8 protein-coding genes are annotated in these 15,215 nt (G+C 39.5%); 7 read left to right on the top strand and 1 reads right to left on the bottom strand.

Annotated features, from left to right (window positions below; all coding sequences use genetic code 11):
• Window positions 1-207 precede the first annotated feature (207 nt).
• The 4 genes from IV84_RS06535 (at window position 208) to rpoC (ending at window position 10,901) form a co-directional block, all read left to right on the top strand.
• Window positions 208-672 (top strand): CtsR family transcriptional regulator, encoded by a 465-nt coding sequence (locus tag IV84_RS06535; RefSeq protein WP_056986284.1) that lies wholly within the window; start codon window positions 208-210, stop codon window positions 670-672.
• Between the two features lie 20 nt (window positions 673-692).
• On the top strand, window positions 693-3,179 hold the full coding sequence (locus IV84_RS06530; RefSeq protein WP_056986283.1) for an ATP-dependent Clp protease ATP-binding subunit: 2,487 nt from the start codon (window positions 693-695) through the stop codon (window positions 3,177-3,179).
• Window positions 3,180-3,434: 255 nt separating this feature from the next.
• Window positions 3,435-7,055, top strand: a complete 3,621-nt coding sequence (gene rpoB, locus IV84_RS06525) for a DNA-directed RNA polymerase subunit beta (RefSeq protein WP_056986282.1) — start codon at window positions 3,435-3,437, stop codon at window positions 7,053-7,055.
• Between the two features lie 201 nt (window positions 7,056-7,256).
• On the top strand, window positions 7,257-10,901 hold the full coding sequence (gene rpoC, locus IV84_RS06520) for a DNA-directed RNA polymerase subunit beta' (protein WP_056986281.1): 3,645 nt from the start codon (window positions 7,257-7,259) through the stop codon (window positions 10,899-10,901).
• Window positions 10,902-10,976: 75 nt separating this feature from the next.
• On the opposite strand, the gene IV84_RS06515 is transcribed toward rpoC, so the two are convergent.
• Window positions 10,977-11,660 carry a prepilin peptidase gene (locus IV84_RS06515; protein WP_052694487.1) on the bottom strand — a complete coding sequence of 228 codons (684 nt, stop codon included), beginning with the start codon at window positions 11,658-11,660 and terminating at the stop codon, window positions 10,977-10,979.
• A 347-nt stretch (window positions 11,661-12,007) separates the two neighbouring features.
• On the opposite strand from IV84_RS06515, the gene rpsL reads away from it, so the two are divergent.
• The 3 genes from rpsL to fusA all read left to right on the top strand — a co-directional run bounded on the left by rpsL (window position 12,008) and on the right by fusA (window position 15,137).
• A complete protein-coding gene (gene rpsL / locus IV84_RS06510; protein ID WP_046871289.1) occupies window positions 12,008-12,421 on the top strand; it encodes a 30S ribosomal protein S12 in 414 nt (137 codons plus the stop codon).
• A gap of 13 nt (window positions 12,422-12,434) precedes the next feature.
• Window positions 12,435-12,905, top strand: coding sequence for a 30S ribosomal protein S7 (rpsG, locus tag IV84_RS06505; RefSeq protein ID WP_046871290.1), 471 nt, complete (start codon window positions 12,435-12,437; stop codon window positions 12,903-12,905).
• A gap of 132 nt (window positions 12,906-13,037) precedes the next feature.
• On the top strand, window positions 13,038-15,137 hold the full coding sequence (fusA, locus tag IV84_RS06500) for an elongation factor G (RefSeq protein ID WP_056986280.1): 2,100 nt from the start codon (window positions 13,038-13,040) through the stop codon (window positions 15,135-15,137).
• Window positions 15,138-15,215 lie beyond the last annotated feature (78 nt).

Raw genomic sequence — 15,215 nt, 5'->3', positions numbered from 1 at the left:
CACCAATACCAGAAAGTGTAGACCCTTTTTTATTATCCATTTTTTGGATTTAAAAAGTTTTTAGGGGCAGACTGAATTAGATTGCAATCAAAATTTACAGTTAAAGAGACCCAATCCCGCGAGAAAGTTAAAAAACTTTGCTTTTTTATGAGAGTTTCGTATAATGAAAGTCAACATTAGTCAGAGATGTAAGAAAGGGTGTGCGAGATGAGTCAAAATATTTCCGATATCATTGAAAAATATTTAAAACAAATTTTAGCTGATTCAGAGGAAATTGAGATTCGGCGCTCGGAAATCGCTGACTTGTTTGATGTTGTACCCTCACAGATTAATTACGTAATTAAAACTCGTTTTACGATTCAAAATGGTTATGTAATAGAAAGCAAGCGCGGTGGCGGTGGCTATATTCGGATTGAAAAAGTCAAATTACTTGATGATTTGGATGTTTTAGATACACTTATTCAAGTCATTGGTGACTCCATCAATCAGCGTGATGCAATTTCGATTGTAAAAAGTTTATATGAAGACGACGTAATTGATAAACGGGAAGGCAATTTGGTTTTGGCAGCGATTGATAAGAAAACGTTAGCGATGAGCGATCGTGATGAAGAAGATCAGTTACGAGCAAGAATTTTGATTGCAGTTTTAAATCGTTTACGGTATGAAAGCTAAAAAGAAAGTAGGGTGTTAGCGTGGATAACTTATTTACACCAAGTGCAAAAAACGTATTGGCTATTTCTCAGGAACAAGCTAAACGTTTTAAACATCAAGCAGTAGGAACGGAACATTTATTGTTGGCCCTAGCGATAGAAAAAAATGGGATTGCTTATAAAGTCTTTCAACAGTTTTCAGTTACCGAAACAGATATTGTGGAAGAAATTGAACGTTTTACTGGATATGGGACATTAAAAAATATGGGCGCTAATGATTATTTACCTTATTCACCAAAGGCCAAAGAAGTTTTGGCGCTGGCTGGTGATGAGGCTAAACGATTAGGCGCTGCTAAAATTGGTACTGAGCATTTATTGCTGGCACTTTTGAGTGATGAAAATATTTTATCATCAAGAATCTTAATTAGTCTAGATATGGATCTTGCTCAAACGCGCAAGGTTATTTTACGCAAACTTGGTGTTAGTGCTTCAGCGCAATTACGGCAAAACCAGGCTCAAACACGGCGCGGCGCTAGTAAGCCACAAGGGACACCAACCCTTGATTCCGTTGCCCGTAATATGACACAAATGGCTCAAGAAGGTAAAATTGATCCCGTGGTTGGCCGTGATAAAGAGGTTAAACGGGTCATTCAGATTTTAAGTCGGCGTACAAAGAATAATCCTGTGTTAATTGGCGAACCCGGAGTGGGGAAGACCGCAATTGCAGAGGGGCTTGCGCAACGAATGATTGATGGTGATGTCCCTGAAGATCTTGCTAGTAAGCGATTAATGGCGCTTGACATGGGTTCACTTGTGGCAGGCACAAAATATCGTGGTGAGTTTGAAGATCGGCTGAAAAAAGTAATTGACGAAATTCATGAAGATGGGCACGTTGTCTTGTTTATTGATGAATTGCACACGTTGATCGGAGCCGGTGGGGCTGAAGGCGCAATTGATGCTTCTAATATTTTGAAACCTGCGTTAGCACGTGGTGAGTTGCAAACAATTGGGGCAACAACCCTTAATGAATATCAAAAATATATTGAGACCGATGCCGCTTTAGAACGACGGTTTGCTAAAGTTGAGGTTGATGAGCCTACTGCAGAAGAATCAGTTCAGATTTTGCGCGGGTTACGACCTAAATATGAAGAGCATCATCACGTAGAGATTACGGATGAGGCAATTAAACAAGCTGTTTCATTGTCAAATCGATATATTAGTGATCGCTTTTTACCTGACAAAGCAATCGATTTAATGGACGAAGCTGCCGCAAAAGTTAGAATTGATCACATGGGAAAAAGTCAGAAATCAAGTTCAGAAACTAAGTTACAGGATTTGACAAATGAAAAAGAAGCTGCCATTGAGGTTCAAGACTTTGAAAAAGCTCAGCAAATCAGAATTAAAGAAGAAAAGCTGCGTAGCAAGATCGAAAAGGCTCAGGCAGCCGACCAAACAGATGACAAAAAGCCTAAGTATCAATTAAAGGAAACAGCTGAAGACATTGCGCAAGTTGTTTCAGAGTGGACGGGAGTACCGTTGACGCAATTGCAAAAGACTGAAAGTGACCGATTAGTTAATCTGGAATCTATTCTGCATAAACGAGTCATTGGACAAGACGAAGCAGTTTCGGCGGTTTCAAGAGCAATTAGACGGGCTCGAAGTGGCCTAAAAGATCCGGGTCGTCCCATTGGTTCTTTCATGTTTTTAGGACCAACTGGGGTTGGAAAGACCGAACTGGCCAAAGCATTGGCTGAGGCGATGTTTGGTTCTGAAGACAACATGATTCGAATTGATATGTCGGAATATATGGAACGTTATAGTACGAGTCGTTTGATCGGATCCGCACCTGGTTATGTTGGGTACGATGAAGGTGGTCAGCTGACTGAACGAGTTCGTCAAAAGCCGTATTCCGTAGTTCTATTTGATGAAGTTGAAAAGGCTCATCCAGATGTGTTCAACATTCTTTTACAGGTATTAGATGATGGCTATTTGACTGATTCTAAAGGACACAAAGTTGATTTTCGAAATACAATTCTGATTATGACGTCAAATTTGGGAGCAACTGCGCTCAGAGATGAGAAATCGGTTGGTTTTGGTGCGAAAGATGCAAGTCAAGACTATGCTGCAATGTCATCTAAAATTCGAGAAGTTCTCAAGCAAAGTTTCCGTCCAGAATTTTTAAATCGAATTGACGAAACAATTATTTTCCATTCATTGACTCGCCCTCAACTCCATCGCATTGTAAAATTGATGTCGCGACAAATTCTTAAACGAGTTGCGGACCAGGGGATGACCGTTAAGATTACACCGGCTGCGATTGATGTCGTTGCGAAAGCTGGATTTGATCCAGAATACGGTGCCCGTCCAATCCGACGAGCTTTCCAAACACAAGTCGAAGATAAGTTAAGTGAATTGATGCTTTCTGGACAGGCTAAGATTGGTGATAATATCACGGTTGGTGCGCGTCAGGGTAAAATTCAAGTTGTTGTGAAAAATCCTAAGGTGGATTCGAAGCAACCAACTGCATAATTGAATAAACAGACGCAGTTAAATAGTTGACATTCTTAAGCAAAATAGGTATGATTAACTTTGTTTGTAACTGTGAATGAAATGAAGTGCTGCGATCTATTGTCCGTGGTATTTCTTATAAAGAAGCAAAAATAGCTATCAGAAAAATGAGCTATTTTTGGTTTTTTTTTGCCAAAAAACAGTACAATTTGCTAAATGTAATCAAATTGTAATATGAATTGGCCGTTTGCGGAATATTTTAGAGAGGTGAATAACTTGGCAGGACATTTGGTAAAATACGGTAAACGCCGGACTCGTAGAAGTTACGCACGAATTAAAGAAGTGCTAGAGCTTCCTAACCTGATTGAGATTCAGAGTAATTCATACCAATGGTTTCTTGATGAAGGATTAAAGGATATGTTCGATGACATTATGCCCATCGATGACTTTGCTGGAAATCTTTCTTTGGAATATGTGGATTATCAATTACTAGAACCAAAGTATACAGAGACCGAAGCACGTGAACATGAGGCAAATTATTCAGCGCCTTTGCATGTAACTTTACGTTTAACTAACCACGAAACTGGCGAAATCAAATCTCAAGATGTTTTCTTTGGTGACTTACCATTAATGACAGAGCAAGGTACTTTCATTATTAATGGTGCAGAACGGGTTATTGTTTCTCAGTTAGTTCGTTCTCCTGGTGTTTATTACACTAAGACTGCTGATAAAAATGGTCGGGATGTATATGGAACCACGGTTATTCCTAATCGAGGTGCTTGGTTAGAGTACGAAACAGATGCAAAAAAAATTGCATATGTTCGAATTGATCGAACTCGTAAAATTCCAATGACTGAGTTGGTCCGAGCACTTGGTTTTGGTTCAGATGAAGAAATTGTGGATATGTTGGGCGAGACTGATGGTCTTGACAATACTTTAGACAAAGATGTGCATAAAAATGCTGAGGATTCTCGTGTTGAAGAAGCCTTAAAGGATGTTTATGAACGTTTACGTCCAGGTGAGCCTAAGACTGCTGATAGTTCACGTAGCCTTTTAACAGCTCGTTTCTTTGATCCAAAGCGTTATGATATGGCTCCTGTTGGTCGTTACAAGGTTAACAAGAAGTTAAGTTTGAAGACCCGTTTGATTGGCCAGACTTTGGCTGAAACTTTAGCAGATCCAGATACTGGAGAAGTTATTGCTCAAAAGGGAACCGTTGTAACTAAAGATGTTATGAAGGATTTAGCTCCTTATTTAGATAAAAAAGACTTTAAGGCTGTCACATATACACCTTCTACGGAAGCAGTTGTGACAGATCCAATGACCGTCCAATCGATTAAGATTGTCAATCCTAATGATCCAGAACGTGAGTTGACGATGATTGGTAATGACAACATTGATCTTAAACTCAAACACATTACTCCTGCAGATATCATTTCAACAATTAACTACTTCTTCTTATTACAAGAGGGTGTTGGTTCTACAGATGATATTGACCATTTGGGTAATCGTCGAATTCGTTCAGTTGGTGAACTTCTTCAAAACCAATTCAGAATTGGTCTTTCACGAATGGAACGAGTTGTTCGTGAACGGATGTCAATTCAAGATGCCAATACGGTTACACCACAACAATTGATTAATATTCGTCCAGTTGTGGCTTCCATTAAGGAATTCTTTGGGTCATCTCAATTATCACAATTCATGGATCAAACTAATCCATTGGGTGAACTTACGCATAAGCGTCGTCTTTCTGCCCTTGGTCCTGGTGGTTTAACTCGTGATCGTGCTGGATATGAAGTTCGTGATGTGCATTACACGCATTATGGTCGGATGTGTCCAATTGAAACCCCTGAAGGTCCAAATATTGGATTGATCAATAGTTTGGCTAGTTACGCGAAGATTAACAAGTATGGTTTTATTGAAACCCCTTATCGTCGTGTTTCATGGACGACCCATGCGGTTACCAATAAAATTGATTACTTGACTGCTGATGAAGAAGATCAATTTGTTATTGCTCAGGCTAACTCACCATTAAATGATGATGGTTCGTTTGTGGATAATGTGGTTATGGCTCGTCATGAAAGTGATAATATCGAAATCAACATTGATAGTGTTGATTACATGGATGTTTCACCAAAACAAGTAGTTGCAGTCGCAACTGCCTGCATTCCTTTCTTGGAAAATGATGATTCTAACCGTGCTTTGATGGGTGCTAATATGCAGCGTCAGGCGGTACCTTTGTTAGATCCTCATGCCCCATTAGTTGGTACTGGGATTGAATACAAAGCCGCTCATGATTCTGGAGTTGCCTTGATTTGTAAACATGATGGAACGGTTGAATATGTGGATGCACGTGAAATCCGAGTTCGCCGTGATGATGGTGCTTTAGACACTTATAAATTAATGAAATTCCGCCGTTCTAATGGTGGTAAAAACTATAACCAACGTCCAATTGTAAAAGTTAATGATCATGTGGATAATGATGAAGTTCTAGCTGATGGCCCTGCTATGGAAGGTGGAGAATTAGCACTTGGTCAAAACCCATTAGTTGCTTTCATGACTTGGCAAGGTTATAACTTCGAAGATGCCATTGCGATCAATGAACGTTTGGTTCGTGATGATGTTTATACTTCAATTCATATTGAAGAATATGAGTCAGAAGCTCGTGATACTAAACTTGGGCCTGAAGAAATGACTCGTGAAATTCCTAACGTTGGTGAAGATGCACTTAAAGATCTTGACGAAGATGGAATTGTGCGGATCGGTGCTGAAGTTGCAGATGGCGATATTTTAGTTGGTAAGGTCACCCCTAAAGGAGTAACTGAATTATCTGCTGAGGAACGTTTGCTGCATGCAATCTTTGATGAAAAGGCTCGTGAAGTTCGAGATACCTCGTTGAAGGTTCCACATGGTGGCGGTGGTATTATCCAGGATGTTAAGATCTTTACTCGTGAAAACGGGGATGAGCTTTCACCTGGTGTTAACATGATGGTTCGAGTTTATATTGCTCAAAAACGTAAGTTACAAGTTGGAGACAAAATGGCTGGGCGTCATGGTAATAAAGGAACTGTTTCCGTGGTTATTCCTCAAGAAGATATGCCATACATGCCAGATGGCACACCAATCGACATTATGTTGAGTCCCATGGGTGTTCCTTCTCGTATGAACATTGGTCAAGTATTGGAATTACATTTAGGAATGGCTGCTCGTAATTTGGGTATCCATGTTGCAACCCCTGTTTTTGATGGCGCAAACGATAAAGATATTGCGGATGCTGTTAAAGAAGCTGGCATGCAAACAGATGCTAAGACAATCTTATACGATGGTCGTACAGGTGAACCATTTGAGCAACGAATTGCCGTTGGGGTTATGCACTATATGAAGTTAGCCCACATGGTTGATGATAAAATTCATGCGCGTTCAATCGGACCTTACTCATTAGTTACGCAACAACCATTAGGTGGTAAAGCACAATTTGGTGGTCAGCGTTTTGGTGAAATGGAAGTTTGGGCCCTTGAAGCTTATGGTGCTGCATATACTTTACAAGAAATCTTGACATACAAATCAGATGATGTGGTTGGTCGTGTGAAGACTTATGAAGCAATTGTGAAGGGTGATCCAATTCCTCGTCCAGGAGTTCCTGAGTCATTCCGAGTTCTTGTTAAAGAATTACAAGCCCTTGGTCTTGATATGAAGGTTCTTGATAAGAATCATGAGGAAATTGAGTTGCGTGACATGGACGATGACGATGATGATGTTGTTAACGTAGATGCCCTTAGTAAGTATGCTGAAGAACAGAAAGATAAATCGAAAGAGGCAGCTAAAAAAGCTGCAGCCTCTGAAGACACAACTTCTGCAAGCAAAACTAAAGCTGAAACAGAGAAAAATCAAAAATAATCAGTGTTCTTGAATAAATTTAAAGTTGTGATTATTTAATTGTTTAGCATAAACGTGTTTAAAAAGACGACTTCTCCACCTATCTAGAATGTCTGTAGAACTGATTACGTGAGTAGTCAGAGTTTTAGAGACAAACGATGATAGGCACAGAAACTACCCGTCTTTTGAGGCACTCCATAAATCAAGAAGGAGGTCGATCCTTTGATCGATGTCAATAAGTTTGAAAGCATGCAAATTGGGCTCGCATCCCCTGACAAGATCAGAAGTTGGTCATACGGCGAAGTCAAAAAGCCAGAAACGATTAACTATCGAACATTAAAACCTGAAAAAGATGGTTTGTTCGATGAGCGAATTTTCGGACCAACCAAAGATTATGAATGTGCCTGCGGGAAATACAAGCGAATTCGTTATAAAGGAATCGTCTGTGACCGTTGTGGTGTGGAAGTTACTAAATCAAAAGTTCGTCGTGAACGAATGGGTCATATTGAATTAGCTGCTCCTGTCACACATATCTGGTACTTTAAAGGAATCCCAAGCCGAATGGGCCTTGTCTTAGACATGAGTCCTCGGGCTCTTGAAGAAATTATCTATTTTGCTTCATACGTCGTAATTGATCCTGGTAAAACACCTTTAGAAAAGAAACAATTACTAACTGAACGTGAATACCGAGAAAAATTAAGTGAATTTGGAAATAAATTCAATGCCAAAATTGGTGGCGAAGCAATCAAAGAACTTCTTCAAGATGTTGATCTTAATAAAGAAGCCAAAACATTAAAAGAAGAATTAAAGGATGTCTCTGGCCAAAAACGGACTCGTGCCGTCCGTCGTTTAGATATCATTGAAGCCTTTATCAAATCTGGAAATGAACCTGACTGGATGGTAATGGATGCCATTCCGGTTATTCCACCGGATTTACGACCAATGGTGCAATTAGATGGTGGTCGTTTTGCTACATCTGATTTGAATGATTTATATCGCCGGGTAATTAACCGTAACAACCGTTTGAAACGTTTGTTAGATCTTAATGCTCCTGGAATCATTGTTCAAAATGAAAAACGGATGTTGCAAGAGGCTGTTGATGCCTTGATTGATAATGGGCGTCGTGGTCGTCCTGTTGCTGGACCAGGTAATCGTCCATTGAAATCTCTTTCACACATGTTGAAAGGAAAGCAAGGACGATTCCGTCAGAACTTACTTGGTAAACGAGTTGATTATTCTGGCCGTTCCGTTATTGATGTGGGTCCTTCATTGAAGATGAACCAAATGGGCTTACCAGTTCCAATGGCTTTGGAATTATTCAAACCATATATTATGAAGGAATTGGTTTCCCGCGGTTTGGCTTCAAACATTAAAAATGCAAAACGCAAGATTGACCGCAAAGATGATGATGTTTATGATGTTTTGGAAGATGTTATTAAAGAACATCCAGTTCTTTTAAACCGTGCACCTACTTTGCATAGACTTGGAATTCAAGCCTTTGAACCAGTTTTGGTTAGTGGGAAAGCGATGCGTTTGCATCCATTAGTTTGTGAAGCTTACAATGCCGATTTTGATGGTGATCAGATGGCTATTCATTTGCCATTATCAGATGAAGCACAAGCTGAAGCTCGTTTGCTTATGTTGGCTGCTCATCATATTTTGGCACCTGCAAATGGTAAACCAGTTGTAACCCCATCTCAGGATATGGTTATTGGTAACTACTGGTTAACAATGGAACGTAAAAATAGCAACGGCGAAGGCATGATCTTCAAAGACCTTAATGAAATTCGTTTAGCTATGCAAAATGGTTATGTTTCTGAGCATACCCGAATTGGTTTGCAGGTAAGCTCCATGCCTAAAAAGCCATTTACGACGGATGAACAACGTCATCAAATCTTGGTAACAACGGTTGGAAAGGCAATTTTCAACGATATCTTGCCAGCTGGTTTAATTTACTTGAATGAACCTACAGACGAAAACTTAGTAGATGGAATCCCAGATAAGTACTTCTTGAAGTCCGGTGAAGATATTCACGCCTTCATTAAGGATCAACCTTTGATTTCACCATTCAAAAAAGGATTTTTGAGTGACATTATTGCACAAGTTTACAAGCAATATAAGGTTACAGAGACTTCTTTGCTTTTGGATCGTATGAAGGATCTTGGATATGATGTTTCAACGAAATCTGGTTTAACAGTCGGAATTGCTGATATTACTGACTTGAAGGAAAAACCAGAAATTGTTGATGCTGCTCATAAACAAGTAGCAACAGTTACGAAACAGTTCCGTCGTGGTTTAATTACTGATGATGAACGTTACGAACGAGTTGTGGGAATTTGGAACGATGCTAAAGATGCCATTCAACAAAAATTGATGGAGAGTTTTGATCCTCAAAACCCAATTTATATGATGAGTGATTCTGGTGCTCGTGGTAACATTTCTAACTTTACTCAGTTAGCTGGTATGCGTGGATTGATGGCTGCTCCTAACGGTAAAATCATGGAATTGCCTATCATTTCAAACTTCCGTGAGGGACTTTCTGTTTTGGAAATGTTCATTTCAACTCATGGTGCTCGTAAAGGTATGACTGATACGGCTCTTAAGACGGCTAACTCAGGTTACTTAACTCGTCGTTTGGTTGATGTGGCTCAAGACGTTATTGTCCGTGAAAAAGATTGTGGAACCGATCGTGGGTTAACAATTTCATCAATTGTTGATGGTAATGAAGTGATTGAATCCTTGTATGACCGGATCTTAGGTCGTTACACGCAGAAGTCAGTTTATAATCCTGATACAGGTGAAAAGATCATTGGTAAGAATGAAATGATCGAAGAAGATGCTGCCCAAAAGATTATTGATGCCGGTGTTGATAAAGTTACAATTCGTTCAGCATTTACATGTAACACAAGTCATGGTGTGTGTGAACGTTGTTATGGTCGTAATATGTCAACCGGTGACCGTGTCGAAGTTGGTGAAGCAGTCGGAACTGTTGCTGCTCAATCAATTGGTGAACCCGGAACCCAGCTTACTATGCGTAACTTCCATACTGGTGGTGTTGCTGGTAACGAAGATATTACCCAAGGACTTCCACGTATTCAAGAAATTGTGGAAGCACGTAATCCTAAAGGTCGTGCTGAAATTACTGAAGTTACAGGAACCGTTGAATCAATTGAAGAAAATCCTGCTGAGCGTACTAAAGATATTACGATCAAGGGTGAAACTGATACACGGACCTATACTTTACCAATTACAGCTCGTATGAAGCTTGCAGAAGGTGACTTTGTTCATCGTGGTTCAGCATTGAATGAAGGTTCAATTGATCCTAAGGAAATGTTGAAAGTTCGTGATGTTCTCTCAACTGAAACATACTTGTTGAGTGAAATTCAACGTGTTTATCGTATGCAAGGTGTTGAAATCTTGGATAAGCATGTGGAAATCATGGTTCGTCAGATGCTTCGTAAGATTCGAGTTATGGATCCCGGCGATACTGATATGCTTCCTGGTACATTGTTAGACATCAATGATTTCAAAGATGCTAACTACAAGACTTTGATTGCCGGTGGCATTCCAGCAACTGCTCGTCCTGTTTTACTTGGAATTACTAAAGCTGCTTTGGAAACAAATAGTTTCTTGTCAGCTGCTTCATTCCAGGAAACAACGCGAGTACTAACTGATGCTGCAATTCGTGGTAAGAATGATCCACTTGTTGGTTTGAAGGAAAATGTCATTATTGGTAAGATCATTCCTGCTGGAACAGGGATGCCTGATTATCGTAAGATTATTCCTAAGGCTGTTGGTGGAAAAGTGGCAGAACCAAAGTCACTTAGTGATGTTCAAAAAGAAATGGATACAGAAACATCTAAATAATTGGTGTTTAGATCTGTTGAATTAAAAAGGCAGTCCTTGATTTCATATCAAGGCTGCCTTTTTGAGTACATAAAATTACGCAGTGGCCAAAAAATAGCCAAATACTAAGTAGGGAATGAAAGGAATTTGACGAGGAGTTATTTTTTGCAAACCAAGGGTAAAAATTAAACATGTTAAAGACGAGCAAAGAAGAATAAGCGGTAGGGTTCGTAGATCGAGAAGGATGGTAAAAACGATAAAAAGCTCAAAGTCAGCTTCACCAAGCCCTTTAAAAATGGTTGAATACTGAAAAGAAGAAAAAACACTTATTAAAAGCAATAAAAATAAGATGAGGGTTATGTTAGTCGGATGATATAGAAGACCGAGAAGTCCTAAAATGCCAATTAAGTAACCATTCACATAAGTGTGTTTTAAATCGTCTATACTTAAATAAATTAAAATAGTGGTGATAATAAGATTGAAAATTAGTGTGAGCGGCTGATGTATAAAAGTGCTAAGTTTTATGTAAAGTAACCCCAAAGCGAGTTCAGTAAAACATGAATTGGGTGGAAATGCCTGTTTGCAATAACGACATTTACCATTAAGTAAACAGTAACTGAGAATGGGGATGAGATCATAAATTCCTAATAAATGCTGACAGTTAAAACAATGCGACCGTGGTGAAATGATTGATTGATGAATAGCTAGTCGATCAGTGCAGAGCGTTAAAAAGGAGCCAACGATTGAACCGATTATAAAAAAATAAATTTGAATAAGCATAGTATTACCTCCGTTAATTATAAATACGAAGTTTGAAAGCATTTTTGTGCATTAAATTATAATCGGTTGATTTGGGATCGTTTTAAATTTACTTGTTATTCCACTAAATGGTGTCATAGCAGGCGATGTTCAAGAACGATTATTGAAAAATCATTGACAAGTTATGCGGATGATGATAATCTAAAAAAGGTGCTTTTGTGGACAGGTTCTGTATTAGACAGACATGCTGACTGGAAACAGTGGTACAAAGCGATGTTTAGGCGCGTTTTTTTATAATCAAAAAAGGACCACCTGGATGTGTGTGCTTAAACTAAAAAGATTTTAAATTTGGAAGGGGAAACAAATCAATGCCTACAATTAACCAATTGGTTCGTAAGGGCCGTCATTCACACGGTTCTAAATCGAAGGCTCCTGCTTTGAATTATGGCTACAATAGCATGAAGAAAAAAGCAGTTGCTAACCCAGCTCCACAAAAACGTGGAGTTGCAACTCGTGTCGGAACAATGACACCTAAGAAACCTAACTCTGCTTTACGTAAATATGCTCGTGTACGTCTTTCTAACTTGATTGAAGTTACTGCATATATCCCAGGAATTGGCCATAACCTTCAGGAACATAGTGTTGTGCTTATCCGTGGGGGCCGTGTTAAGGATTTACCTGGTGTTCGTTATCACGTTATCCGTGGTGCTCTTGATACAGCCGGTGTTACAGATCGTAAACAAAGCCGTTCTAAATACGGTACAAAGAAACCTAAGAAGTAAGGAGGTAGTTTAAATGCCAAGAAAAGGCCCAGCATCAAAACGTGAAGTATTACCTGATCCAATTTACAACTCAAAATTAGTAACTCGTTTAATTAACCATTTAATGTTAGATGGTAAACGTGGTACAGCTTCAAAAATTCTCTATAATGCATTTGATCTTATCAAATCCGAGACTGGTAACGAACCAACCGAGGTATTTGATGAAGCAATGAAGAACATTATGCCAGTTCTTGAAGTTAAGGCTCGTCGTGTTGGTGGTTCTAACTACCAAGTACCTATTGAAGTTCGTCCAGACCGTCGATCAACTTTAGGTCTTCGTTGGCTCGTGAATTATTCACGCCTTCGTGGTGAACACACAATGACAGAACGTCTTGCTCGTGAAATCATGGACGCTGCAAATAATACAGGTGCTTCAGTTAAAAAGCGTGAAGATACACATAAAATGGCTGAAGCCAACCGAGCATTTGCTCATTATCGTTGGTAATTTTTCACTTGTTGCTTAGCCAATTTAGTTTGGGAGCAACAACGAATGGCTATTATATGGAGCCCATATAGTAGTCATTTTTTCTAATTTGACTCTTTAACCATCCACTTGAAGGGAGAAACATTTTTTAATATGGCTAACAAAAGAGAATTTCCACTTGAAAAGACTCGTAATATCGGAATCATGGCACATATTGATGCTGGTAAAACGACAACTACAGAGCGGATTTTGTATTACACAGGTAAGATTCATAAAATTGGTGAAACTCATGATGGGGCTTCACAAATGGATTGGATGGCACAGGAACAGGAACGTGGAATTACAATCACGTCTGCTGCAACGACTGCTGCTTGGAAAGATCACCGAATTAACATCATTGATACACCAGGACATGTTGATTTCACTATTGAAGTTGAACGTTCATTACGTGTGTTAGATGGTGCCGTTACGGTCCTTGATGCTCAAGCAGGTGTGGAACCTCAAACTGAAACAGTTTGGCGTCAAGCATCTGATTACAGTGTTCCTCGGATTGTTTTTGCAAATAAGATGGATAAAGTTGGGGCTGACTTCGATTTCTCTGTTCAATCACTTAGAGATCGTTTACAAGCTAATGCTTTACCAATTCAAATGCCAATCGGTGCTGAGGATAGCTTTGAAGGGGTCATTGACCTTGTTGAAATGAAAGCTGATCTTTACGATGAAGATAAGTTAGGTACTGAATGGGATACAGTTGATGTTCCAGATGATTACAAAGAAGAAGCTGAAAAGTGTCGGACTGCAATGATCGAACAATTAGCTGATATTGATGACGACATCATGGAAAAGTATCTTGATGGTGAAGAAATCAGTAAGGATGAAATCAAGGCTGCTATCCGTAAAGGTACTTTAAACCTTGAACTCTTCCCAGTATTAGCTGGTTCAGCTTTCAAGAACAAAGGTGTCCAAATGATGTTGGACGCTGTTGTTGACTACTTACCATCACCATTGGATGTTAAACCATACAATGCGATAGATCCAGAAACAGACAAACCAGTTGAATTGATTGCCGGAGACGACAAGCCATTTTCTGCTTTGGCATTTAAGGTAGCTACGGATCCTTTCGTTGGTCGTTTGACTTATATCCGAGTTTATACAGGAACATTGGAATCTGGTTCTTATGTTTTGAACTCTACAAAGGACAAACGTGAACGAGTTGGTCGTTTACTACAAATGCATTCTAATCACCGTCAAGAAATTCCAGAAGTTTTCTCAGGTGATATTGCAGCTGCAATTGGTTTGAAGAATACCACAACCGGTGATTCTTTGACTGATCCTGATCATCCATTACATTTGGAATCAATGACATTCCCTGATCCAGTTATCCAGGTTGCCGTTGAACCAAAATCTAAGGCTGATCAAGACAAGATGGATGTTGCTTTACAAAAGCTTGCTGAAGAAGATCCTTCATTCAAGGCTGAAACAGATCCTGAAACCGGCGAAACATTAATTGCCGGAATGGGTGAATTACATTTGGATATCATCATTGACCGTATGAAACGTGAATTTAACGTTGAAGCAACGGTTGGTGCACCACAAGTTGCTTATCGTGAAGCCTTTACAAAGAAAGCTTCTGCACAAGGTAAGTTTGTGCGTCAGTCCGGTGGTAAAGGTCAGTATGGTGATGTTTGGATTGAATTTGAGCCTAACGAAGAAGGAAAAGGATTTGAATTCGAAGATGCCATCGTTGGTGGTGTTGTTCCTCGTGAATTTATCCCAGCTGTAGAACAAGGCTTACGTGAAGCTTTGGGTAACGGTGTTCTTGCCGGATATCCATTGGTTGATTTGAAAGCTAAGTTATACGATGGTAGTTATCATGAAGTCGATTCTAGTGAAGCTGCATTTAAGGTAGCTGCATCAATGTCTCTTCATAATGCTGCTAAGAAAGCTGCTCCAGTAATTTTGGAACCCGTTATGAAGGTTGAAGTTCGTGTCCCTGAAGAGTACATGGGCGATATCATGGGCCAAATTACTGCTCGTCGTGGCCGTGTTGAAGGTATGGAAGCTATTTCGGGTGCTGAAGAAATTCATTCATTCGTACCACTTTCAGAAATGTTTGGTTATGCCACAACATTGCGTTCAGCTTCACAGGGCCGTGGAACATTCACAATGACATTTGATCATTACGAAGCAGTTCCTAAGTCAATTCAAGAAGATATTATCAAGAAAAATGGTGGTTCATCAAGTAAGGACTAATCATTAAGCTTGATAGATAAATAGAACCCTCCAAACAGTCAAAACTGTTTGGGTCTCTGTCAAATCGTATTGGTGGAG

Source organism: Pediococcus damnosus (genome assembly GCF_001437255.1).
Classification (GTDB): Bacteria; Bacillota; Bacilli; order Lactobacillales; family Lactobacillaceae; genus Pediococcus; species Pediococcus damnosus.
This window is presented reverse-complemented; position numbering and strand designations above follow the sequence as displayed.

Bases quoted from the DNA above. Each gene is read 5' to 3' on its own strand.
- IV84_RS06535 (WP_056986284.1), top strand. From the start codon at position 208: ATGAGTCAAAATATTTCCGATATCATTGAAAAATATTTAAAACAAATT.
- IV84_RS06515 (WP_052694487.1), bottom strand. From the start codon at position 11,660: ATGCTTATTCAAATTTATTTTTTTATAATCGGTTCAATCGTTGGCTCC.
- rpsG (WP_046871290.1), top strand. From the start codon at position 12,435: ATGCCAAGAAAAGGCCCAGCATCAAAACGTGAAGTATTACCTGATCCA.
- fusA (WP_056986280.1), top strand. From the start codon at position 13,038: ATGGCTAACAAAAGAGAATTTCCACTTGAAAAGACTCGTAATATCGGA.
- rpsL (WP_046871289.1), top strand. From the start codon at position 12,008: ATGCCTACAATTAACCAATTGGTTCGTAAGGGCCGTCATTCACACGGT.